Origin of the sequence: Bacillus sp. ISL-39, from assembly GCF_018613295.1 — a bacterium.
Taxonomy (GTDB): Bacteria; Bacillota; Bacilli; order Bacillales; family Cytobacillaceae; genus Mesobacillus.
The window spans coordinates 108,482-129,955 of record NZ_JAGGQM010000022.1 but is presented as its reverse complement, the minus strand read 5'-3'; the positions used below and the strand labels follow the sequence as shown (position 1 = coordinate 129,955).

Below are 21,474 nucleotides of genomic sequence, written 5' to 3'. Positions count from 1 at the left end.
TTATGAGCAGTGATTTCTGGAGTCCGATTAAACTTTCCCTTGAGGTTGCTTCGGTGTCGGTAGTATTCGTGTTCTTATTCGGCATATTTGCTGCAAAGTTTATGGCAAGGAGGCGTTTCATTGGCAAAACAGCTGTAGAGACGCTGTTGACATTGCCTTTAGTACTCCCTCCAACTGTAGTGGGATTTCTACTGATTGTCGTCTTTGGCATAAATAGTCCAATCGGAAGAATGATTGAACATGTTTTTGGCAGTCCCCTTATCTTCAGCTGGTGGGCAGCTGTTATTGCTGCTTCTGTCGTTGCGTTTCCATTGATGTATCAATCAGCCAAGACAGGCTTTCTGTCAATTGACCCTGGAGCGGAGGAAGCGGCAAGAGTAGATGGAGCAAATGAGTGGAAGGTTTTTTTATATGTTACTCTACCCCTATCAGCAAAAACATTGATCACGGGGCTCATTTTAAGCTTTGCCAGGGCCCTAGGGGAATTCGGAGCAACCCTTATGTTTGCCGGCAACTTGCCCGGCAAGACTCAGACCGCCCCAACAGCAATCTATGTAGCGCTTGAGTCAGGAAATATGCAGTCAGCCTGGCTATGGGTAATTGCCATGGTGGGAATATCATTCCTTATGCTCCTTTCGACTTCATTATTAAAACAATGAAAGAAGCATATCGATAATCTGGTTTAACGAAAAGATATACCCTCTGATTGGTGGTTTCCAATCCCTTCAAATTGTATAGAAAAAGCCATGGACCTTCCATGGCTTTCTTGCATTCTATTAGACTCTAAAGCAGTATATAAACTCTCCGTTTAGAAAAAAACAGGGTATATTATAAACTATTAACCTTTTAATCAAAAGTTACAACAAGGTTGATAGGTTCCCCGATTTTCTTTTTGTCCTTATCAGCCAGGTCGCCTGAGAGGATTTCCACTTTATCAAGGTTTTCAAGCTCCTCTACGATAAACCCGAGATTCCCTTGCTTCGTTTGTCCGGATAAAATCTCTCCATGTAGTTCTTCCAGGTAAAAATCGTCTTCCCACGTCTTGTGGATTCTATCATTGATATTCACCATTGCCACAGGCCCAAAATGATAGCTTTCATTGGAATGATTTTTTACTTCTACGCCAATTTTTATAAAATCAAACTCCTCATGATGTGTGTATGCATGGAAGAAATCGATCAGGCTGTAATCAGGAATAAAATGCATTAACTTAATATCTTTAATTTTATATTCAATTCCATTAAGATTGAATGTTTTATTGACTTCTTTTACCGCCTTAAGTGTTAATTCTCCCTTATCGTCAATCAAATAATCCCCTGCTTTTTTCAGTTCCCTGTCATCCGTAACTTGCGGATTCGGTACATATACTTCTGTCCTTTTCTTTATTGGTTTCTCTGCAATAGTTTCAACAGGATTCAACTCCTCATTTGAATCAGCCTGTGCGAATGAACAGCCTGTCAGCAGTGAAACAGCCAGCATTAACTGCAAATATTTTTTCATTTTGAAAACCCCTTTTCAGTAAATCACCCGCAGATCCAGGGTTCCGCGGGAGATTTTCAAATTCATTATTTTTTTTTGCCGTTTGCAAGGATATCAAAAATGTTTTTCGCATTGTCAGTATTGTCGATCTGTCCGTAGAAGCGCTCTTTCCCAGGACCAAATGCATATACAGGCACGTCTTCACCAGTGTGTCCGCCAGTTGTCCAGCCAGTGTGGGAACGTTTATCGAAAATCTGTTCAATAGCGTTGTCAATGTCTCTGGCTTTCTTTGTTGAAGTTGCGTCTTTTACGGTCTGAATTTCTTCCGCAGTCAACTCAGGCAGGCCAACAGATTTAAAGTCAATATATTTCTTTAATGTTTTTTCTGCATCAGCACCGTTAGCAATTTCTGCAGCCATGTAATCTGGTGTGCGTTTTGCAGCTTTGATTGGCGCTCCAAACCAGTTATAGATTCCATCAGCACCAATTGAATATCCGCCAGTTGAATGGTCAGCAGTCGCAACAACTAATGTGTGCTTGTCTTTCTTTGCAAATTCGATTGCTGCTATGTATGCTTTTTCGAAATCCTCCATTTCGCTCATGGCAGCCACAATATCGTTGTCATGTCCAGCCCAGTCGACCTGGCTGCCTTCTATCATCAGGAAGAAACCATCCTTATCCTTGTTCAGACGCTGTATTGCTGCTTTTGTCATATCTTCGAGGGATGGAGTTTCTTGATTGCGATCGATCATCTTATCCATTCCACCTGGTGCAAAAAGGCCAAGTACCTTTTCGTTTTTGTTATTTAGCAGGTCTTGCTTGTTCGTTACATAGCTATAGCCATCTTTCTGGAATTCCTCTGCAAGGTTTCTGTCATTACGAACAAAGTTACTTACTCCCCCGCCAAGCATTACATCGATTTTATGCTCGCCTTTAACCAATTCATCATAATAATCATCAGCAATAGCATTCATATTCTTGCGGCTTTCATCATGCGCTCCAAAAGAAGCTGGAGTGGCATGTGTAATTTCAGAAGTAGCTACAAGGCCAGTAGCTTTGCCATTTTCCTTGGCAGCTTCCAAAACTGTCTTTACTTCTGTTCCGTCATTGTCTACTGCGATTGCATTATTGTAAGTTTTGATCCCTGCTGACATCGCTGTTGCAGCTGAAGCAGAATCAGTTACGTTTTGTTCAGGGTCTTCCGGGTAAGTCATCTGGCTGCCTACAAGGTATTTGTCAAATTCTGTCTTTTCAGCTTCAGCAGTTTCAGGGTTGTCCTTCAAATAACGGTAAGCCGATGTATAGGAAACCCCCATTCCATCACCAATTAAGAAAATAACATTCTTGATTTCAGCAGAGTTTTCCTTTGCTTCATTTTTTGCTTTAGCGTCAAACGTTCCTGCTAAACTGCCGAACGCTACTGTTGATAGGACAGCGATCGGGAGTATCTTCTTTTTAAAGTTTGCTTTAATCATTTCAAGACCTCCAGAAAATTTATATACTACGCCTCTTAATATAATGGGAATCTATTAATCTCATATTAATAGAATGTAAAAAAACATTGAATTTTCGTTAATGTCATTTCACTTTTTCGAAAAAACAAAAAAGCAGGCGATATCTCACCTGCTTCGAAATCTTCTGCTCTTTTTTTGTTTCCGATTGACCATCCACACTCCCGCTGCCGCCACTAACACTACAGCTCCTATTAAAGTATTGATGGAAAGCAGGCCGCTTTGTTTCGGCTCTGGTGCGGCCTCCTTTTTCACTTCAGGTTTTTTTCCAATCAGGGGTTTAAGTTCGATAGATTGGATTATTTCCCCATCCTTATTATGAATCTTTAAAATTCCGTCTTTGTCCACGACTCTCTTGCCATTTTCAATCGGTTCAGTAAAAAGGAGGTTTTCACTTGCTTTGAACTTCAGATTTCCGCTTGCGAAGGTTTCCCCTTTTTTGATTTGTGAGGACTTAAAAGCAGCGAAACCATAGTCGAATAGCTTGGCAGTATCCTCATAAATTTTCCGTTTGTATTCTGATTTCAGCAGGATGGCCGTCAATTTCAACTGGCCGTTATCAGCTGTGGTGGCAAGCGTTTGTTTGGATTGGTCTACAAAGCCCGTCTTTCCCCCTGTTATTCCATCATATGGTATTTCACCTTTTAGCATACGATGGTGAGAGTGAATGGTCGTATCCCATGACTCTCCATCCCAATCTACTTGCTTAGTGCCAAAAATCTCCCGGAAATCCGGATTGTTCATCGCATAGTTTAAGATCAAGCCAAGGTCCCTGGCTGTTGTATAATGATTTTCATTGAACAAACCATGCGGGTTGACAAAATGAGTATCCTCTACGCCAATATTTGCCTCCAGGAACTGATTGATCTTTTTTGAATAGCTCTCCATCGAACCATCCAAATGGATGGCAATTGCCAGTGCAGCATCATTTCCTGAATTAATAAGCATACCCTGGATCAGCTGTCTCAATGAAACCTGTTCTCCCGGGTTGAGATAAACCCTTGTTCCATCGATATTCTCTATTTCCTCACTTACTATGACTAGCTCATTAAGGTCAGCTGTTTCAATTGCATAGATGGCTGTAGCAATCTTCGTCAAGCTCGCAGGATACATCTTTGTTTCTTCATTTTTTCCGAATAATAACGCACCCGTCTGCGTATCCATCAAAACGGCGGCTTCAGAAGTTAAAACAGGATTATCTGCCTCTGCCTTAACGAATCCGGCGGAAAGATACACGCTAAACAATAACAACATAAATAGGGCCAAAAACTTCCTCATCATACCACTTCCAGTATCCTAATCTCTCCCTTATTTTAGCAGAATTCTGTCGAAAGATGTTTAGTGTTATAATTTTTTAATTAAACTGGAATAATCTGAAAAGATTGTAAACATAAAAAAACTCCGGGTCTGCTCCTATGAACCAATGAAGCTTACTGGCGCAGGGGAAATGAAGATTTTTAAGAATTACGTCCCTAAACCATTAAAACAGGTCACCATAAAAAGTCATCGGTGACCTAAATGTAACTATAATTCATTACCACTGACTGAGGTTTTGAGACCCTCTCCCCCTCAACTCCTTCCGTTGAAAACGATATTTTCCAGATAGGAAATATATACATCATCCCTGGCAAGAGCGGCTCCATACTCCCTTTTTACAAACCGTTCAGCTAATTCAAAACCGTCAAAGGGCCCATGCCGTTCCTTGCTCTCCTGTTGAACGAAATAATGGGTACCATCCGTATAAATCAGATATAAGTCCCTGTCTCGATTCTCATACAGACATCCATTTTTGGAGTCCTTTAAATTATAAGTATTTCTAAAGGCGTCCGGCTTGATTGGATCCAGCGGAAAAGCCTGTTCAATATAGCGGTTATAAGCTTCTTTGTTCATGGAGCATCCAGATGCTTTAGCGTGTCCGCCCCCGCCAAATTCGCCTGCTACGGCAGAGACATCCACATCATCATGTATTGTCCGGAAGCTTATTTTCTTTCCTCCTAAATTCATAATCGCTATATAATCAAGATGTGGATATTCCTTGCCGAGCTCGTTCCCCAATTCCGAATGATAGGATTCCGCGTGAACGACGCCTCCATATAGTCCATCTGTTTCAATCTGGATAATTTCCCGTTTTTTCCTCCTGATGTATCGCTCGATTTTACCTTCTTCCATCTCAAGCAGTTTTGTTTCAAAATCATCATAATCAAAACGATCTCCAGATGTCAGACGAGGTACCATCCGGTCTTCAAATTCTTCTATCGAAACCATAAAAAACAGGTCGTTCAAATTCTTTGCCTTGTAATTCTTAAGGATATCCCAGTCCCAGGTATCGTATTGCCTGACAAGCTCAACAAACTCGTCGAGAGATCCATTTTTAACCAGATGATTTTCCTGGACTAAATAGTCATATACGAGTGATGCTGCACTAGTCAGCGTCCCGGATTCATCCTCCACTTTTACCCTGCCCCAGCTGTATTCATTGAAATGCATGGCAGTTTTGTGGTGGTCAATCAACTTCGCCTTTCCACCTTCATTAACAAACTGATTGATTTTTTTAGTGTTTTCATGGTTAACAGATAAATCGGTTATGTAAAGGTGGTCCTCCTTTTTCATGCGCTCATTCATTCTGTCAAAATATTTCTCCACCTGGAAGTTAAGTCCAGAGACAGAATTATAACGGACATCGGCCTTTTCACCAAACGCAAGCCTGAATAAAATCCCGCAGGCCACTCCATCTAAGTCATTATGCGTAAATAAACGGTACATACTTTCCTCCTTGGTTCGTATCTAATCTATAGTTTGTTGTTGTCCAGTTAATCTATACAAGAGAAATTCAAAAAAAATTAGACAAGTTCAGCTAGGGGACGAGCATAGATATTTAAAGAGGATCTTAAGGAGGTGAAAACATGCATTTCTTTGTGTTTAAAAGAAGAACATTATATTTTTTGGGACTAATCGTATTTATTGCCATCGTCGGTACTCTATGGTTGAGCCTAAAGCCTGATGCCACTCCGGCAATTGGCGGACAGAATGAACAAATCCGCGAAATCCATATGGTGACCGGCGAGTTCAAGTCTACTACAGATGATGGCAAGGAAATTGAAGCATACCGATGGGACCCAGGAACAATCTTTTTGGAAAAAGGAGAAAAGGTTCATTTGAAGATACTGGGGGTCAACGGAAAGGAACATCCTTTCATCATTGAAGGAACCGATATTAAAGGTGTGGTAAAGAAGGGGGAAGAAACAGTTGTCCCTTTACAATTTGAAAAAGAAGGGACATACAGGCTGATTTGTCTGACTCATCCTTCAGCTGAGCATAACGGACCTATGATCGCCTATATCGTCGTCGATTAAGCCAAACGGTGAAACAGGATATTGCATCCTGTTTTTTCTTTTGGTTCCATTTCTGAAATTGACACAAAACATCCATAACACTATAAACACGGTACTAAATTTCCTGATAGAATTATAATAAAGAAATTCATATATAACAGCGCCAGAAAACCTCCGCACAATTATAGAACAGTTTTTAAATTCAGATCCATATTCAAGAGTGAAACACATATTAATATTGTATTGTTCATAATTTCACAAATATGTCACACTCAATCTGTTATATCCGTAGTATGATAAAAGTGTGGTAACTGTTATATAAACATCTACTTTAGAGGTGAATTAAAATGGAACAATGGAAAGGCTTTAAAAATGGTGCTTGGCAGGAAGATATCAATGTTAGGGACTTTATTCTAAAAAACTTCTCTGAATATACCGGTGATTTCAGTTTCCTTGAAGGTGCAACAGATGAAACGCTTCAATTATGGCAGCAGGTAATGGAATTGACAAAGCAGGAACGTGACAACGGCGGTGTTTTTGATATGGATACGAAAGTCGTATCCACTATTACATCCCATGGGCCGGGCTATCTTGACCAGACCAAAGAAAAAGTCGTAGGCTTCCAGACTGATCAGCCATTTAAACGTTCTATGCAGCCTTTTGGCGGCATTCGTATGGCGAAAGCAGCATGCGAGGCATATGGTTATGAATTGGATAAAGAAGTAGAAAAAATCTTTACTGACTTCCGTAAAACTCATAACCAGGGTGTATTCGATGTTTATACAAAAGAAATGCTCCAGGCTCGTAAAGCCGGAATCATCACTGGCCTGCCGGATGCTTATGGACGCGGCCGCATCATTGGCGACTACCGCCGTGTAGCTCTTTATGGTGTAGACTTCCTGATGGAGCAAAAGAAGAAAGATCATGGAATGACCAGCAGTGTCATGACAGAGGACACAATGCGCCTAAGGGAAGAAATTTCTGAGCAATACCGTTCATTGAATGAATTGAAGCAGCTTGCCATGAGCTATGGCTATGATATTTCCAAGCCAGCATCCAATGCAGTTGAAGCCTTCCAGTGGGTCTACTTCGCATACCTTGCTGCAATCAAAGAACAGAATGGTGCAGCAATGAGCCTTGGCCGTGTCGCAACTTTCCTTGATATCTATATTGAAAGAGACTTGCAAAATGGAACACTTACTGAAAAAGAAGCACAGGAGATTGTCGATCATTTCGTCATGAAGCTTCGCCTCGTGAAATTTGCGCGTACTCCTGACTATAACGAGTTATTCAGTGGTGACCCAACCTGGGTAACTGAATCAATCGGCGGTATGGCACATAATGGGCAATCGCTTGTAACGAAGAACTCTTTCCGCTTCCTTCATACACTTGATAATCTCGGACCGGCTCCAGAGCCAAACCTGACAGTGTTATGGTCACCTGCGCTGCCTGAGAACTTCAAAAAGTATTGTGCAGAGATGTCAATCAAAACGAGCTCTATCCAATATGAAAATGACGATTTGATGCGCTGCGAATACGGTGATGACTACGGAATTGCATGCTGCGTATCAGCAATGGAAATCGGCAAGCAAATGCAGTTCTTCGGAGCACGCGCCAACCTGGCGAAAGCGTTGCTTTACGCAATCAATGGCGGAGTCGATGAAAAACTCAAGGTGCAGATAGCTCCAGGTTTTAGCCCGATTACTTCCGATGTGCTTGACTATAAAGAAGTGATGGCCAAATTCGACAATGTGATGGAATGGCTTGCCGGCCTATACATCAATACATTGAATGTCATTCACTATATGCATGATAAGTACAGCTACGAAAGAATCGAAATGGCGCTGCATGATACAGAAGTCCTTCGCACAATGGCAACTGGAATTGCAGGCTTAAGTGTAGTAGCGGATTCATTAAGTGCAATCAAGCATGCAAAGGTCAAAGTAATCCGTGACGAAAACGGCATTGCCGTAGATTTTGAAACAGAAGGCGACTTCCCTAAATACGGAAACAACGATGATCGTGTTGACAGCATCGCAGTTGAACTTGTGAAAAACTTCATGACTAAGCTGCGCAAACACCCGACATATCGCAACTCTGTCCATACAATGTCAATCTTAACCATTACTTCAAATGTCGTATATGGAAAAAAGACAGGTAATACACCGGATGGAAGACGCGCTGGCGAACCATTCGCTCCAGGTGCTAACCCAATGCATGGACGCGACACTAAAGGAACTCTCGCTTCCCTGTCATCTGTAGCAAAGCTTCCATACAGCTATGCACTTGACGGGATTTCAAACACATTCTCCATCGTGCCAAAAGCACTTGGAAAAGATGAAGACAGCCGTACAAATAACCTTGTTTCCATCCTTGATGGCTATGCGATCAAAGACGGCCACCACTTAAACGTCAACGTGTTTAACCGTGAAACTCTATTAAATGCTATGGAGCATCCTGAAGAATATCCGCAGCTGACAATCCGTGTATCTGGATATGCAGTCAACTTCATCAAGCTTACACGTGAGCAGCAGATGGATGTCATTAACCGTACTTTCCATGAAACAATGTAAATAATTCAAGTGTACCGAAACAGGAGTTGCCCCTCTCCCATGGCGGGAACTCCTGTTTTAATGAAAGGAGAAATCATCATGATCGGAAACATCCATTCTATTGAAACCTTTGGAACCGTAGACGGACCTGGGATTCGCTATGTCATCTTTACACAGGGGTGCCTGCTGCGGTGCCAATTTTGCCATAATGCAGACACCTGGGAGATCGGCACGGGCAAACAGATGTCTGTTTCCGAAATTGTTGATGATTTGAAAGCCTATCTGCCTTTTATTGAAGCTTCTGGCGGCGGCATCACAGTAAGCGGCGGTGAACCGCTTTTACAGATTCCTTTTATTACTGAGCTTTTCAAGGAGTGCAAAAAACTCGGAGTGCACACCACTATTGATTCTTCAGGAGGATGTTATTCAACTGCTCCCCTTTTTCAGCAGCAGCTGACAGAGCTTTTAAATTACACTGACCTGATTCTATTAGATTTAAAACATATCAATAGGAAAAAACATATTAAACTGACAGGAATGGCCAATGATCACATTTTGGATTTCGCCCGTTTTTTATCTGACCATGAAGTTCCAATTTGGGTTCGCCATGTACTGGTCCCTGGAGTCACAAATGAAATTGAGGACCTTACCAAATTAGGTGAGTTTATCGGCACACTGGAAAACGTAAAAAAGCTTGAGGTATTGCCGTATCATAAGCTTGGCGTTTATAAATGGGAAGCATTAGGGCTTGAGTATCCCCTTAAAGATGTCGAACCTCCGTCCGACGATGAAGTGGAAAATGCCTATAAGCTATTGACAGCCCATATTGCAGTGAATTAACAGCAGGATTCATTCCTGCTGTTTTTTCCTGCATACTATTTTGATAATTTTCTAGTATCATAGTGGTAATAGTTTTTGTGGAGGTTCTTTATGTATCAACTATTTACAGAGATCAGCAATTTTTTGAGCGGACCATTTTTCACCCTTGTGAACCAGACTGAACAAATCCCCTTATTGGCAAGCTTCCTCTTAGGACTTGTCGGGGCTCTTGCTCCTTGCCAGCTGACAGGAAATCTCGGTGCAATCACCTATTATGGCAACCGGAGTCTGCAGACAAAAAACCAGTGGATCGAAATTGCCTTTTTCATCTTTGGCAAAATACTCGTTTTCACACTTCTCGGACTTGCAGTCTGGATAGTAGGCCAGAGCTTCCAGCAGGCCTTGCCAGGCTTCTTTTCCTGGTTCCGTAAACTTATGGGCCCCCTATTCATCCTGATCGGTCTGTCACTTATCGGGCTCTTCACATTTAATTGGATCAATCGTTTCACTTCAATTTTGCCACAATGGACTGGCAGCGGAAAAACAGGATCTTTTTTAATGGGGGTAAGCTTTTCAATCGCATTCTGTCCTACGATGTTTTCCTTATTCTTCTTTACACTTATGCCGATTGTCCTGAGTACCTCATACGGAGCAGTCCTTCCGTCTGTTTTTGCCATTGGCACATCCATCCCGCTGATTATCTTTGCAGTTATAATTTCATATATCGGCCTGAATGGGTCATTATTGAAAAAAGGTCGCAAGCTGGGGTCATTTGTACAGAAAATAGCAGGATACATTTTAATTATTGTTGGAATTTTTGATACAGTCACATACTGGGGGGTGTAAATTTGTTTCTCTGAAAAGCTGTCACAATAACGCGCTTTTCTTGACAGCTTTGCCTTCGTATCCCTGATAAGCTGTCAATATACAAGCAGTTTCATAATAAGCCATGTCGTAGCTTTGTTGTTTGCTTAACTATTGTATATGACTGAGCGATTTCCTGTTCAGGAAAAGCAAACTAACTATGAAATGAAGATAACAATATCTTTTTCATAACTAAATAGCCATGAACCTTGAGTCCATGGCTATTCGACTTAGGCTATATTCATATTTTCCTTGTATCCCGGCTCACAGTTGATGCAAACCGCTTCGTCGTAATCATCGGTGTTTACGTCCTCTGGGTTATACTCGATCCCACAAAGTGAACACTCTACCATTTTTTCCTCGTCATATTCCGCCACTTCTGGGATAGGATCGTTGACCTTCAGCTCTCCTGCCCAAACCCCGCTGATCGCAGACATTTCATTTTCAATGTATTCATTCGCTGCTTCTTCTGTTTCCCATATACCATGGTCCCACAGCATTTCGTCAGCGTCACCTGAATTGATCATTAATCCGTATACTACTTTTTTCAAGATTTCCACCCCTTTTCGGATTGGGAAGTTTGTTTTATATACATAGCCATTATTCTATTTTTTGAAACCCCCACTATTTGGGAATTGAAACTTTTTCAATTTAATTCCGTATATATTGTAGAGTTGCTCGCAGTCGATTTTTCAAATATAATTGATCAATGCATGAAAAGAGGTGATGACATGCTTTTGGAACTTTATGCTCAGTCCGTCGATGCAACAGCTGTTTATACTGCTTATTTAACTTTGCTCATCAGCATGTCGATGTCCGCCTTCTGGATTTTGCGTGACGCCCCCATTATCCGGTCGTGTTTATTGCGGCTCAGGCTAAAGCCATCGGTTTCTCAAACAGCTTTTAAAAATAAAGCTGAGCTTGGAATGAGGTTTCACCTTCAACTCCTTAAACGAATAAAAATAAAAATCGATCCTGGTGATGAAGACAGCCATTTTTCTCCTTTAGTTAATTACTAAGCTATATTTTAGGAGGAGAAAAATGAAGAAGCTTTTCACCATGATTATTATTCTATTTATACCAGGATTATTAACTGGATGCCAGGCATTGACAAACGAGGGATCCTTCTTCCAGACAACATTCATTGATCCCTTTACCTGGCTCATCAAGCTGTTCGCCGGCCTTACAGGCGATAGCTATGGCCTGGCGATTATTTTGATCACAATGCTCATCAGGCTTGTGTTAATGCCTTTGATGTTAAAACAATATAAGAACCAGCAGAATATGAAAGAGAAGATGGAATTACTCAAGCCTGAAATGGATGAGATCCAGAAGCAGCTCAAAGGAACAAAAGATGCAGCTGAGCAAAGGAAATTGCAGCAGGAAATGATGGGGCTCTATCAGAAGCATGGGGTCAACCCCCTTTCTGCAGGCTGCCTGCCGATGCTTGTACAAATGCCGATTTTGATGGGCCTTTACTATGCGATTAGCGGCTCTGCCGACATTGCCAGCCACACCTTCCTCTGGTTCAACCTGGGACATCCTGATATATGGATCACTGCTGCTGCCGGCCTGATTTACTATCTGCAGTTTAAAGTTTCAATGTCTAACGTAACAGCGGAACAGAAAAAGCAAATGAAACTGATGGGACTGCTGTCACCAGTGATGATTGTCATATTTTCATTGAATGCCCCCTCAGCCCTTCCGCTTTACTGGACTGTTGGCGGGATTTTCTTGATTGCACAGACATTACTGGCAAAAAGGGTCTATGTACAAAAAAAAGGTCAAATCAAAGTTGAAAACCAAGCTTAACCTGGGAGTTTGCTTCCCAGGTTTTTTAATGAAAGTTTATAATAACTGCGAGAATCAGGAGCAGCGCTTATCGGAGCTAACCAAAACGCATGGCATTTCCAAGTGGAATATTATGGTTGACATCGAACTTTTCATCAAGTTATACTGTGAATTAATGATATTCGAAGGGAATGGTAAAGAGCCGATGAAATACTAATCTTATTTTCTGCCCGATTTTTCTAATATGGAAAAAACGTGTTGCCCGGAAATAGGATTAGTCTGCCCTTTTAGCCATTCCAAGTCGATTTATAGCCTTTCAACGAAAGCATGTTGCCATTAGGCAATATAATGCTTGTTTGGTGGCGTTTTGAATCTATTGTGAGTGCATTGCAGAACCTTCCGGGAAATCACCTGGGAGGTTTTTTTGATGGATAAAATACTCGCCTTCATTCAATAGTCATTAAACGAAAGGTGGAAATTTTTATGACGATCATGAAAATAAGAGGTATTCAGAAGAGCTTTAATGAAAAGCAAATATTAATAAATGCGGAAATTGATTTAAAACAAGACAGCCGTATTGGACTGGTCGGCAATAATGGCGCCGGTAAGACTACATTGGCGAATATTATGTCAGGAGGTCTTTTACCTGATAAAGGTTTCATCGATACTTTTAACAGAACCTTAAACATCGGATATCTAAAACAATCAACGGAATATTCCATTCATGAACTTGAGAATATTGATTCTCTGACGGGTAATGATCTATTTCAGATTTCAAGACAGTTAGGGCTTAACAAGGATATTGATTGGGCTAATCCTGATTGGAGTAAGTTAAGCGGCGGCGAAAAGTTGAAAATTTCACTTTCAAGTGTATGGGCAAGCAGGCCGGAACTTCTCATACTCGATGAGCCCACAAACCACTTGGACTTGCAGGGTGTAGAGTGGCTGATAGACGAATTGAAAACTTTTAAAGGCGCCGTGATCATTATTTCCCATGATCGATATTTCCTTGACCGGACCGTGACAGAAATTATTGAAATCGAGGATGGTACAACAAAGTTATTTAAAGGCAACTACACTTCTTACCGCAAGGAAAAAGAAAGACTGTATGAAATTCAGCTTCACCATTATGAAATACAGCAAAAACATAAACAACAAATCGAACAGCAAATGGCTAATCTTAAAAACTGGTCGGAAAAAGCCCATCGTGATTCGACGAAACAGGGTTCTGCCTCTGAAAGAAGACAAATTGGATTCAAGGAATACCATCGTATGAAAGCAAAGAAGATGGATAATCAAGTAAAGTCGAAGATGAAACGACTGACTCAGGAACTTGAAAAGAATGAAATTAAGCAACCTAAGGAAGAAGCTACCGTCCGTTTCGAGTTTCAGAAAAGCCGCAAGAAAGGGAAACGCATCTTAGAAGCCAGCGAGCTCTCAAAATCCTTCGGCAGCCGCTGTTTATTTGATAAGAGCCATTTTTATATGAACCACGGAGAAAGAATGGCCCTGTTGGGTAAAAACGGCAGCGGAAAAACAACCCTTGTCAAGATACTGCTTGGTGAAGAAACAGCTTCATCTGGTGAGGTTTGGGTCAGCGAAACCATAAGGATCGGTTATCTCAGCCAGGATGTATCAGACCTCCCTCCCGATAAAACGGCACTGGAGTATACTGGACTTACAGATAGAGAATCGATCGGCAGAGTGAGGACGATTTTTGCTAATATTGGACTCACAGAAGAAAAACTAATGGTCCCAATCAGCCACCTAAGCCTTGGCGAGAGGACGAGAGTGAAGCTTGTGATGATGCTCTTGGATGAAATCGATTTGCTGATTCTAGACGAACCCACCAACCATCTCGACTTGGCCAGCAGGGAAAGTCTCGAAAAAACTTTGTTGAATTTCCGGGGTTCGATACTGGTGGTCTCACACGATGTTTATTTTCAAGAGAAAATCAGTGATAAACTTTTATTGATCGATGACGGAAAAATTAGCAGGAAAGAATTTGGCATGAAAGAATATAACACCCGGAAATCCAGGCCTGATCAAGGCAGTAAGGAAAGAGCCGAGCGAATGATGGTTCTCCAATATGAAATCAATGCCATCATTGGCAGGCTGTCTTTCATGACTAGGGATGAACCTGGTTATGAGCAGCTCGACAAGGAGCTTTCCGAGCTATTGAAAAAGAAAAGAGAATTAGAATAACCTATAATTCATGAAAAAACACCAGAATTTGAACTGGTGTTTTTCCATTTAAAATAATCTGCCAATAAACAAACCTGCCGCTGCACTTAAGAGACCGCCGATATATGTACTTGCAACATATACCACCACGGCTTTACTTTGTTTGTTGTTGATAAGTTTTACTACATCAACATTCAGGGTGGAAAAGGTAGTAAATGACCCCATAAAACCTGTTGCAGCAAAAAGGTATAGATTCCCCTGGATTCCATGACCAACAATCCATCCGAGCAAAAAAGATCCAATAAGGTTCACCGTGAGCGTAGCAACCGGCAAAACGGTTTGGGGCATTAACTTTTGGACACCCAATCTTGAGAGGGCTCCGGCCATTCCGCCTAAAGCTACCAATAAGAACCCAATCATTTTCCCGCCTCCCCGTGAGGTCCTCCGCCAAGCTTATAGCCTGCTGCTGCAAGGAACAACCCGCCAACAGCACTTAAAAGCACATAGAAGATTGCCACCCCTATACTGCCGTTCTCTACCATTAACAGGGTTTCCATACTGAAGGTTGAAAAAGTCGTGAATGATCCTGTTATACCAGTACCAATTGTTGCCGACAGTACAGGATTTAGATTACTTCTAGTTAAAATACGGGCCGTGAACCACCCTAAAAACAATGAGCCTGCTAAATTGGCAATCAATGTGCCCGTGGGAAACCCATTATTTAAGAAATTGCTTGTGCTAAGACTGACTAAGTAACGCAGGAGGCTTCCGATCATTCCCCCAAGTCCTACTCCTAGATATACCAAAAAAATAACCTTCCTTTTGCACCGCTATACTCGATTCAATTTTTCCTGTAAACCTGTTTTAACCTTAGGCCATTCTTCTTTCAGAATGCTAAAGACGACTGTATCTCTTACATAGCCGTCAGCGATTATTCGATGTTTCCGCAGCACCCCTTCTTTTTGGGCACCGAGACGGGCGATTGCCGTTTGCGAGCGTACATTCCTGGAATCTGTACAAAATTGCACCCTGTTCACTCCCATTTCTTCAAAAGCATATTGGAGCATGAGCATTTTCGTTTCTGTATTAACGCTTGTTCTCCAGTATTCAGGACTGTACCAGGTCCAGCCTATCTCAAGTGATCTATGTGGTTCTGAAATATCAAGAAATCTTGAACTGCCTACTATTTTACCTATTTTCTTATTAAGGACGGTAAATGGTATTTGCGTTCCTTTTTTTCTCTCTGCCATCGCTGCTTCAATGACTTTTTCCATCTCGTCTTTATTCCTGACCTTCGAAGATGTAAATTCCCAGATTGACTGGTCTTGCCCAGCTCCCCACAAACCATCAAGCTGACTGGATTCCATAGGCATCAGGTTTACTGTATTACCTTCCAGAGTGACCTTCTTATCCATCTTCCCAACTCCCATTTCGTCGTATAACCCTTATCATACCACCGGCGAATATAGTCTGGGAATGCCCTAATTGATAAGGCTGCTTTCTCACTTGGATTCCCGCTTTTTATATGTAATTCTGCATACTTAAAGGCAACAGGACGAAAAAGTGCCTTCAAAAATGGAAATTTTAGTTGGCCACTAAAAAAAAAAAACAGGCTGCACGGTCTTCCGGGCAGCCTGCGAACTTACTTTACCTCTTCAAAATATTCTTTGTAATAACCGCCAACCTTGCCGGAATTATCAATAATGAAGAAAAATTCATCAGTCTCGTTTTTGACTTCATATACCTTTCCAGATGTCAGCTTGTTATTTACAATATATTTTTTTGCATCTGTGTGGACGCATTTTAGCGTCTTGATCGTTTCGCGTTCGTTCCAGTTCGTGTGGATCATCTCTGCACTTCCTTTAAGTAAGTTTCTTATACTATAGTATAGTATAAAGAAAAGATGATCGAATAAGCAATAGTTAGCTGGCACTCGCTTCTTCACCTGCTATTTTCAGGCCACGTACGTCCGCTTTATCAAAAGTCATTGTTTCACCAGTAATAACATTTTTTAAAGTTATATAGCAAACATCACATATTACATCTTTGCGAATATATTGTAAAAAAGAAAAACGTTCATTTTTATAAATCAGTTCATAAAATCCGTTTTTAGTAAATCCATTCATGTTAACCCCTCTTTCCAGGATGTTTTCATCTTGGTGTTTGGCTGTGTCTTTCTTTACCACAATCAAGACTTGTATTAAACATCCCGGAACTAAAGGAAATTTTTTCTATAGACTGTTAATCGGAGCAATTAGTTCTTTTCCTTCATTTCTGGCAGAATTTATTGCGGTTGAAACCGGGTAGGATTCCATGAAATCTCCATCATACGGAATCAGCAGTTTTTTTAGTTTTTCAGCTTGGCCAAAAGAATGGTCAAGCCACATATCAAGCTTATCCTCTGGCAGAATCACAGGCATCCTGTCATGGATTTTTTCGGTAACTTCATTTGGACTTGTCGTGATGATCGTACAGGAAGTAATATTCTTCCCACCCTTATTCCAGTGTTCCCAAAGCCCTGCTAACGCGAACGGTTTTTTATTTTTCATACCAAAACGGTATGGCTGTTTTTGCTTGCCGTCTTTTTTCCATTCGTAAAAACCATCAGTAAGAATCAGGCAGCGCCTTTGTTTAAGAGCATGCTTAAAGCTCGCTTTTTCATCGACCGTCTCTGCGCGTGCATTGATCATTCTATAGCCAATCTTTTCATCATCCGCCCAGAAGGGAATCAATCCCCACCTCATTTTTGTCCCAATCCTGCCTTCTCCACTATCAATTACTGTCATTATGTCCTGCCCGGGTGCGATATTGTACCTGGCATCGATATCGTCCGCGAAGTCGAACTGAAATTGTTCCTTCAAAGAGCCAATGTCCTCGAATAGTGAAAACCGTCCGCACATTTTTCTTTCCTCCATCACATGGTTTTTTACTATACTTCCCGTCCTCTTCGGGAAGTAACATTTTCAGTCAAAAAAAATAAGCCTGCTCCTTTTTAGCCTGGCTTATCTATATCTTTTCCGCATCCAAATTCTTTTTTATTTTTGCCCTGAGAGCAATATTTGCTGCAACCAGCAATGGTATGATCGACGCAATCGTAAAACCTAGCGCATAACCCGATATACCTTCATTCAAAACTCTATCGTTTATGCTGAACCCTAGAAACGTAATACCAATGCCATCCCCATCCACATGGTCAATGACCGACCAAAGCTCAATCCCTTTAATAAGGAATAAAACACTTATGATCGACAGCACTAACACCCAAAGCCACTTCATTCGACCATCCCCCCCTAAGCCCAAACCATGATAAGGTTCGGGTATATACACTATATTATAGGGAGATATGGTATTAATTAATATAATGCTGGTACAGTTGTAACAAAATGTTCAAAATGATGTTCAAAATTTGTTCAATTCAGTGTGTTTTATTTGCTAAATTCAAAACAATCATAATGGTAATTTACTCTTCATCAAGTGATCCAGCTGTAAAAAAGCGTTTTTTACTGTTTCTTGAGGAACTTCTTCATAACGATCCCCAATACTTACTTCAAAATAACACGAGTGTTCTCCAGTTGACTTTAGGTGATTGATGAATCCTACACCTGTTTTTCGTATCACTTCTATTAAAACTGTTTCTATTTCCTCTTTCGGATGAGGAAAATGGACATGAAACATGTTTGAAACCGGAATCTCGGGCAGTGTAGTAATCGAATGGCACGAGTTATAAAAGCCAGCCAGTTCCTTTGCATTTTCGTAATACAGTGCCATTTTGTGAGATTTCTGATTGAAATAGTGATCTGCTGATAGAATATATGGATAAAGGCTAATCAAATCTCCGCCATACCGCCTTTTCCAGACCTTTGATTTAGATACAAATTCTTCCTCGCCCGCCAGGATTGCACCGGCGATCCCTCCTATTCCCTTGTAAAAAGAGAGATAGACACTGTCAAAAAGCTCGCACACTTCAGAAGCTTTCTTCTCATAATAGGGCAGCACTTCGAGGAGTCTCGCTCCATCAAGGTGCAGCTTGATACCATTCTTTCGGCAATACCTAGATATGTTTTCAAGAGTCTCAAAGCTTGGCAGCTCCCCGCCAATCTCCCTTTGGGGCAATTCCAGCAATAGGCAAGCAACAGACTCCTCCATGGATGACACGTCTTCAAGCTCGATCACACGGGTTTCGTCTGCAAGCACTACTGTCTTGATATTATGTAATTCTTTTAACCCATCCTCCTCGTGGATTTCCAGGTGGCTTAACGGATGGTATGCGACTTTCTGCAACCCTTTCTCATCACACCAAATACGCAAAGCGATTTGCTGGGCCATCGTTCCGCTCGGAAAGAAAACAGCCTTTTCCTTGCCCAGGAACGCAGCCATTTTGTCCTGAAAGTCTTCTATAACTTTTCCAGTTCCATAAATATCACTATCCAGCTGTCCGTCGATTTTTTCAAAAGCATCCTTTAAGACCTGGACATTTCTTTTGCCGTGGCCGGTCAATTGGTATGTCGATCGATTAAAAGCTTCCTGCAATGTATTAACCATGAATCATCCCTCCATTCCGTTCTTTAATCGGCCCATCACAACCATATTATAAAAATTGCCATCAGACAGGAGTTTATCATTCTTCAAAACACCTTCGACTTCGAAGCCAAGCTTTTCATAGAGCCTCCTGGCACTTTCATTAGTTTCCATCACATGCAGAGTGATTTTCTTAATTTCGTTTTCATCTGCCCAGGAAATGGATTCAAGTAACAAGTTTTTGCCGATACCATAGCCCCAGAATTCTTTTAAAATACCTACCCCGAATTCTACTTTATGCCGGAACCTCTTCAATTCATTTCCAGCACACCTTGAAAACCCGATAAGCCTTCCATTCGTTTCTGCGACCAGAAATATGTTTCTAGGACTCTCCGTATCTGCTTTTATTATTGACTGAAAACCTTTCTGATCAATGAATGCCTCGCCTTGTTCCCGGTCAAGATTTTCAGTCTCCCCGTCAATTTGCAGCCTTAATTCTGACAAAGCCTCCGCATCTGACTCAACTGCCGATCGAATTTTATAATTCAAACCCTTAATATTAAAACCCTTTTCACTTATCAGCATCGAATTTCCTCCAAAATATCCCTTAGCTTAATTTTAGACATTGAGAACACTTCTGTATAGTTCAATTTATCATAGCAATGTCCAAACTGCTTACAACAACATAAAAAGGATGGAATCCGGCGATTCCATCCTCTTTTTTATACATTCTTGAGCTCTTCCACAGCTTCCATCGCCTGTTCTCTTAGCTTGAATTTTTGAATTTTTCCAGAAGCTGTCATTGGGTAGCTTTCGGTGAATTCGATATATCTTGGAATTTTGTGCTTGGAGATTTTGCCTTTGCAATATTCTTTGATTTCTTTAGCTCTGGCAGATTCTCCATCTTTTAAAATAATCCATGCCATAACTTCCTCTCCATACACACTGTCTGGGATTCCTACAACCTGGACATCAAGGACTTTCGGATGTCTGTATAGGAATTCTTCGATTTCGCGTGGGTAGATGTTTTCCCCGCCCCTGATAATCATATCCTTTAGTCTGCCGGTTACGCGGCAATAGCCATTTTCATCCATGACAGCCAAATCCCCTGTGTGTAGCCAGCCTTCTGCGTCAATTGCTTCCCTCGTCGCGTCAGGATTTTTATAATACCCGTCCATAACATGGTAGCCGCGTGTGCAAAGTTCTCCCTGGACTCCCCTTGGAACTTCCTCCATCGTGCCTGGCTTGACGATTTTCACCTCGACCTCAGGAAGGGCTTTTCCTACAGTTTCCACCCTCAATTCTAGTGGATCGTTCGTCCTCGTCTGCGTAATGACTGGAGACGATTCTGTTTGACCATAGGCAATTGTTATTTCCGTAGCTCCCATTTTGTCATTTACAGCTTTCATCACTTCAATCGGACAATTGGATCCAGCCATAATCCCCGTTCTCAAGGATGAAAGGTCATATTTTTCAAATTCAGGCTCGTTCAGCTCGGCGATGAACATGGTTGGTACACCGTGAAGGGCCGTACACTTTTCTTTTTCGACGGTCTCAAGAACTGCTTTTGGACTGAACTCCTGGACAGGAACCATCGTTGCGCCAACAGTGGCACAAGCAAGGGTACCCATAACACAGCCGAAGCAATGGAAAAACGGCACTGGAATACACAGTCTATCTTGATCCGTAAGCTTCATTGCAGATGCAACATTATACGCGTTATTGACAATATTACTGTGAGTCAGCATAACTCCCTTAGGAAAACCAGTCGTACCTGAAGTATATTGCATATTAATGACTTCACTTTGCTTCAATGTTGCCATTTGCGCGTCGAGTTCTTCCTCTGTCACACCATCGGCCATATCCAGGATATCCTGCCAGCTGTATGTCCCCGGGAAACGCTTTTCTCCCATTACAATCACATTTCTTAAGTATGGAAGGGTGCTGCTTTCAAGCTTGCCTGGCTCACTGGTTTTCAACTCTGGAACAATCTCGTACACCATGTCAATGTAAGATGCGTCTTTGTATTGTTCCATCAATATGATGGTCGTGGAATCTGACTGTTTTAATAGATACTCCAATTCGGCCGTCCGATAATTTGTGTTGACAGTAACAAGCACTGCCCCCATCTTTCCTGTGGCAAACTGGGAAACGACCCATTCCGGCGTATTAGAAGACCAGGCAGCAATGTGCTCTCCTTTCTTCACCCCCAGCTTCATTAAACCTCTGGCAGCTTTGCGGCATAGCATGTTAAATTCCTTGTAATTCATCCTCAAGTCACGGTCTGCATAGACAACCGCTTCGTGCTCAGGGTACTTCTTAGCTTGTACTTCCAGTAATTCACCCACTGTGTATGGCAGCAGATTCTCCATTCAATCAGCCTCCTAAACAAGTTAAATTATGTAAGCGTTTACCAATAACTAT

Annotated in this window: 23 protein-coding genes; 8 read left to right on the top strand and 15 right to left on the bottom strand. The window is 41.5% G+C overall.

Features of this window, described 5'->3' with window-relative positions; genetic code table 11:
- Window positions 1-2: 2 nt before the first annotated feature.
- Window positions 3-659 carry a molybdate ABC transporter permease subunit gene (gene modB / locus J7E37_RS16465; RefSeq protein WP_215025220.1) on the top strand — a complete coding sequence of 219 codons (657 nt, stop codon included), beginning with the start codon at window positions 3-5 and terminating at the stop codon, window positions 657-659.
- Window positions 660-846: 187 nt separating this feature from the next.
- On the opposite strand, the gene J7E37_RS16460 is transcribed toward modB, so the two are convergent.
- The 4 genes from J7E37_RS16460 to J7E37_RS16445 form a co-directional block, all read right to left on the bottom strand.
- Window positions 847-1,500 carry a DUF4352 domain-containing protein gene (locus J7E37_RS16460; protein WP_215025217.1) on the bottom strand — a complete coding sequence of 218 codons (654 nt, stop codon included), beginning with the start codon at window positions 1,498-1,500 and terminating at the stop codon, window positions 847-849.
- Window positions 1,501-1,565: 65 nt separating this feature from the next.
- Entirely contained in the window at window positions 1,566-2,954 is a 1,389-nt protein-coding gene (locus J7E37_RS16455) for an alkaline phosphatase (RefSeq protein ID WP_214781362.1), read from the bottom strand.
- Window positions 2,955-3,098: 144 nt separating this feature from the next.
- On the bottom strand, window positions 3,099-4,268 hold the full coding sequence (locus tag J7E37_RS16450; protein ID WP_215025214.1) for a D-alanyl-D-alanine carboxypeptidase family protein: 1,170 nt from the start codon (window positions 4,266-4,268) through the stop codon (window positions 3,099-3,101).
- 291 nt (window positions 4,269-4,559) lie between these two features.
- Window positions 4,560-5,753 carry a DHH family phosphoesterase gene (locus J7E37_RS16445; protein WP_215025211.1) on the bottom strand — a complete coding sequence of 398 codons (1,194 nt, stop codon included), beginning with the start codon at window positions 5,751-5,753 and terminating at the stop codon, window positions 4,560-4,562.
- A 140-nt stretch (window positions 5,754-5,893) separates the two neighbouring features.
- On the opposite strand from J7E37_RS16445, the gene J7E37_RS16440 reads away from it, so the two are divergent.
- The 4 genes from J7E37_RS16440 (at window position 5,894) to J7E37_RS16425 (ending at window position 10,539) form a co-directional block, all read left to right on the top strand.
- Window positions 5,894-6,343, top strand: a complete 450-nt coding sequence (locus J7E37_RS16440) for a cupredoxin domain-containing protein (protein ID WP_215025208.1) — start codon at window positions 5,894-5,896, stop codon at window positions 6,341-6,343.
- A 326-nt stretch (window positions 6,344-6,669) separates the two neighbouring features.
- Window positions 6,670-8,895, top strand: a complete 2,226-nt coding sequence (gene pflB / locus J7E37_RS16435; RefSeq protein ID WP_215025206.1) for a formate C-acetyltransferase — start codon at window positions 6,670-6,672, stop codon at window positions 8,893-8,895.
- Window positions 8,896-8,973: 78 nt separating this feature from the next.
- A complete protein-coding gene (gene pflA, locus J7E37_RS16430; protein WP_214781355.1) occupies window positions 8,974-9,714 on the top strand; it encodes a pyruvate formate-lyase-activating protein in 741 nt (246 codons plus the stop codon).
- Window positions 9,715-9,804: 90 nt separating this feature from the next.
- On the top strand, window positions 9,805-10,539 hold the full coding sequence (locus J7E37_RS16425; RefSeq protein ID WP_214781354.1) for an urease accessory protein UreH domain-containing protein: 735 nt from the start codon (window positions 9,805-9,807) through the stop codon (window positions 10,537-10,539).
- Window positions 10,540-10,787: 248 nt separating this feature from the next.
- Here the strand turns inward: J7E37_RS16425 and J7E37_RS16420 are convergent, their stop codons facing one another.
- On the bottom strand, window positions 10,788-11,108 hold the full coding sequence (locus tag J7E37_RS16420) for a hypothetical protein (RefSeq protein WP_251009713.1): 321 nt from the start codon (window positions 11,106-11,108) through the stop codon (window positions 10,788-10,790).
- 180 nt (window positions 11,109-11,288) lie between these two features.
- Between J7E37_RS16420 and J7E37_RS16415 the strand changes: the two genes are divergently transcribed.
- The 3 genes from J7E37_RS16415 to abc-f all read left to right on the top strand — a co-directional run bounded on the left by J7E37_RS16415 (window position 11,289) and on the right by abc-f (window position 14,553).
- Window positions 11,289-11,576 carry a hypothetical protein gene (locus J7E37_RS16415; protein ID WP_215025204.1) on the top strand — a complete coding sequence of 96 codons (288 nt, stop codon included), beginning with the start codon at window positions 11,289-11,291 and terminating at the stop codon, window positions 11,574-11,576.
- Between the two features lie 22 nt (window positions 11,577-11,598).
- Complete coding sequence (gene yidC, locus J7E37_RS16410) at window positions 11,599-12,369, top strand: membrane protein insertase YidC (protein WP_215025202.1); 771 nt, start codon at window positions 11,599-11,601, stop codon at window positions 12,367-12,369.
- Window positions 12,370-12,831: 462 nt separating this feature from the next.
- A complete protein-coding gene (abc-f, locus tag J7E37_RS16405; protein ID WP_215025200.1) occupies window positions 12,832-14,553 on the top strand; it encodes a ribosomal protection-like ABC-F family protein in 1,722 nt (573 codons plus the stop codon).
- Between the two features lie 48 nt (window positions 14,554-14,601).
- Here abc-f and J7E37_RS16400 read toward each other — a convergent pair whose 3' ends face one another.
- The 10 genes from J7E37_RS16400 to J7E37_RS16355 all read right to left on the bottom strand — a co-directional run bounded on the left by J7E37_RS16400 (window position 14,602) and on the right by J7E37_RS16355 (window position 21,413).
- Window positions 14,602-14,952 (bottom strand): fluoride efflux transporter FluC, encoded by a 351-nt coding sequence (locus J7E37_RS16400; protein WP_215025198.1) that lies wholly within the window; start codon window positions 14,950-14,952, stop codon window positions 14,602-14,604.
- Entirely contained in the window at window positions 14,949-15,338 is a 390-nt protein-coding gene (gene crcB, locus J7E37_RS16395; RefSeq protein ID WP_215025195.1) for a fluoride efflux transporter CrcB, read from the bottom strand. Before crcB ends, J7E37_RS16400 begins: the two co-directional genes overlap by 4 nt.
- 24 nt (window positions 15,339-15,362) lie before the next feature.
- On the bottom strand, window positions 15,363-15,947 hold the full coding sequence (locus tag J7E37_RS16390; RefSeq protein WP_214781343.1) for a GNAT family N-acetyltransferase: 585 nt from the start codon (window positions 15,945-15,947) through the stop codon (window positions 15,363-15,365).
- A 227-nt stretch (window positions 15,948-16,174) separates the two neighbouring features.
- Window positions 16,175-16,381 (bottom strand): DUF6501 family protein, encoded by a 207-nt coding sequence (locus J7E37_RS16385; RefSeq protein ID WP_214781341.1) that lies wholly within the window; start codon window positions 16,379-16,381, stop codon window positions 16,175-16,177.
- A gap of 73 nt (window positions 16,382-16,454) precedes the next feature.
- Window positions 16,455-16,658 (bottom strand): hypothetical protein, encoded by a 204-nt coding sequence (locus tag J7E37_RS16380; RefSeq protein ID WP_215025192.1) that lies wholly within the window; start codon window positions 16,656-16,658, stop codon window positions 16,455-16,457.
- A gap of 105 nt (window positions 16,659-16,763) precedes the next feature.
- Complete coding sequence (locus J7E37_RS16375; protein WP_214781336.1) at window positions 16,764-17,432, bottom strand: SOS response-associated peptidase; 669 nt, start codon at window positions 17,430-17,432, stop codon at window positions 16,764-16,766.
- Between the two features lie 106 nt (window positions 17,433-17,538).
- Complete coding sequence (locus J7E37_RS16370; protein ID WP_214781335.1) at window positions 17,539-17,808, bottom strand: hypothetical protein; 270 nt, start codon at window positions 17,806-17,808, stop codon at window positions 17,539-17,541.
- Between the two features lie 171 nt (window positions 17,809-17,979).
- Window positions 17,980-19,074, bottom strand: a complete 1,095-nt coding sequence (locus J7E37_RS16365; protein ID WP_215025189.1) for a threonine aldolase family protein — start codon at window positions 19,072-19,074, stop codon at window positions 17,980-17,982.
- Window positions 19,075-19,077: 3 nt separating this feature from the next.
- On the bottom strand, window positions 19,078-19,635 hold the full coding sequence (locus J7E37_RS16360; protein ID WP_214781330.1) for a GNAT family N-acetyltransferase: 558 nt from the start codon (window positions 19,633-19,635) through the stop codon (window positions 19,078-19,080).
- Between the two features lie 137 nt (window positions 19,636-19,772).
- Window positions 19,773-21,413, bottom strand: coding sequence for an AMP-binding protein (locus J7E37_RS16355; protein WP_215025303.1), 1,641 nt, complete (start codon window positions 21,411-21,413; stop codon window positions 19,773-19,775).
- Window positions 21,414-21,474: the final 61 nt, after the last annotated feature.

Coding starts and splice junctions, on each gene's coding strand:
- modB (WP_215025220.1), top strand. CDS start 3: ATGAGCAGTGATTTCTGGAGTCCGATTAAACTTTCCCTTGAGGTTGCT.
- J7E37_RS16460 (WP_215025217.1), bottom strand. CDS start 1,500: ATGAAAAAATATTTGCAGTTAATGCTGGCTGTTTCACTGCTGACAGGC.
- J7E37_RS16455 (WP_214781362.1), bottom strand. CDS start 2,954: ATGATTAAAGCAAACTTTAAAAAGAAGATACTCCCGATCGCTGTCCTA.
- J7E37_RS16450 (WP_215025214.1), bottom strand. CDS start 4,268: ATGAGGAAGTTTTTGGCCCTATTTATGTTGTTATTGTTTAGCGTGTAT.
- J7E37_RS16445 (WP_215025211.1), bottom strand. CDS start 5,753: ATGTACCGTTTATTTACGCATAATGACTTAGATGGAGTGGCCTGCGGG.
- J7E37_RS16440 (WP_215025208.1), top strand. CDS start 5,894: ATGCATTTCTTTGTGTTTAAAAGAAGAACATTATATTTTTTGGGACTA.
- pflB (WP_215025206.1), top strand. CDS start 6,670: ATGGAACAATGGAAAGGCTTTAAAAATGGTGCTTGGCAGGAAGATATC.
- pflA (WP_214781355.1), top strand. CDS start 8,974: ATGATCGGAAACATCCATTCTATTGAAACCTTTGGAACCGTAGACGGA.
- J7E37_RS16425 (WP_214781354.1), top strand. CDS start 9,805: ATGTATCAACTATTTACAGAGATCAGCAATTTTTTGAGCGGACCATTT.
- J7E37_RS16415 (WP_215025204.1), top strand. CDS start 11,289: ATGCTTTTGGAACTTTATGCTCAGTCCGTCGATGCAACAGCTGTTTAT.
- yidC (WP_215025202.1), top strand. CDS start 11,599: ATGAAGAAGCTTTTCACCATGATTATTATTCTATTTATACCAGGATTA.
- abc-f (WP_215025200.1), top strand. CDS start 12,832: ATGACGATCATGAAAATAAGAGGTATTCAGAAGAGCTTTAATGAAAAG.
- J7E37_RS16400 (WP_215025198.1), bottom strand. CDS start 14,952: ATGATTGGGTTCTTATTGGTAGCTTTAGGCGGAATGGCCGGAGCCCTC.
- J7E37_RS16390 (WP_214781343.1), bottom strand. CDS start 15,947: ATGGATAAGAAGGTCACTCTGGAAGGTAATACAGTAAACCTGATGCCT.
- J7E37_RS16385 (WP_214781341.1), bottom strand. CDS start 16,381: ATGATCCACACGAACTGGAACGAACGCGAAACGATCAAGACGCTAAAA.
- J7E37_RS16380 (WP_215025192.1), bottom strand. CDS start 16,658: ATGAATGGATTTACTAAAAACGGATTTTATGAACTGATTTATAAAAAT.
- J7E37_RS16375 (WP_214781336.1), bottom strand. CDS start 17,432: ATGTGCGGACGGTTTTCACTATTCGAGGACATTGGCTCTTTGAAGGAA.
- J7E37_RS16370 (WP_214781335.1), bottom strand. CDS start 17,808: ATGAAGTGGCTTTGGGTGTTAGTGCTGTCGATCATAAGTGTTTTATTC.
- J7E37_RS16365 (WP_215025189.1), bottom strand. CDS start 19,074: ATGGTTAATACATTGCAGGAAGCTTTTAATCGATCGACATACCAATTG.
- J7E37_RS16360 (WP_214781330.1), bottom strand. CDS start 19,635: ATGCTGATAAGTGAAAAGGGTTTTAATATTAAGGGTTTGAATTATAAA.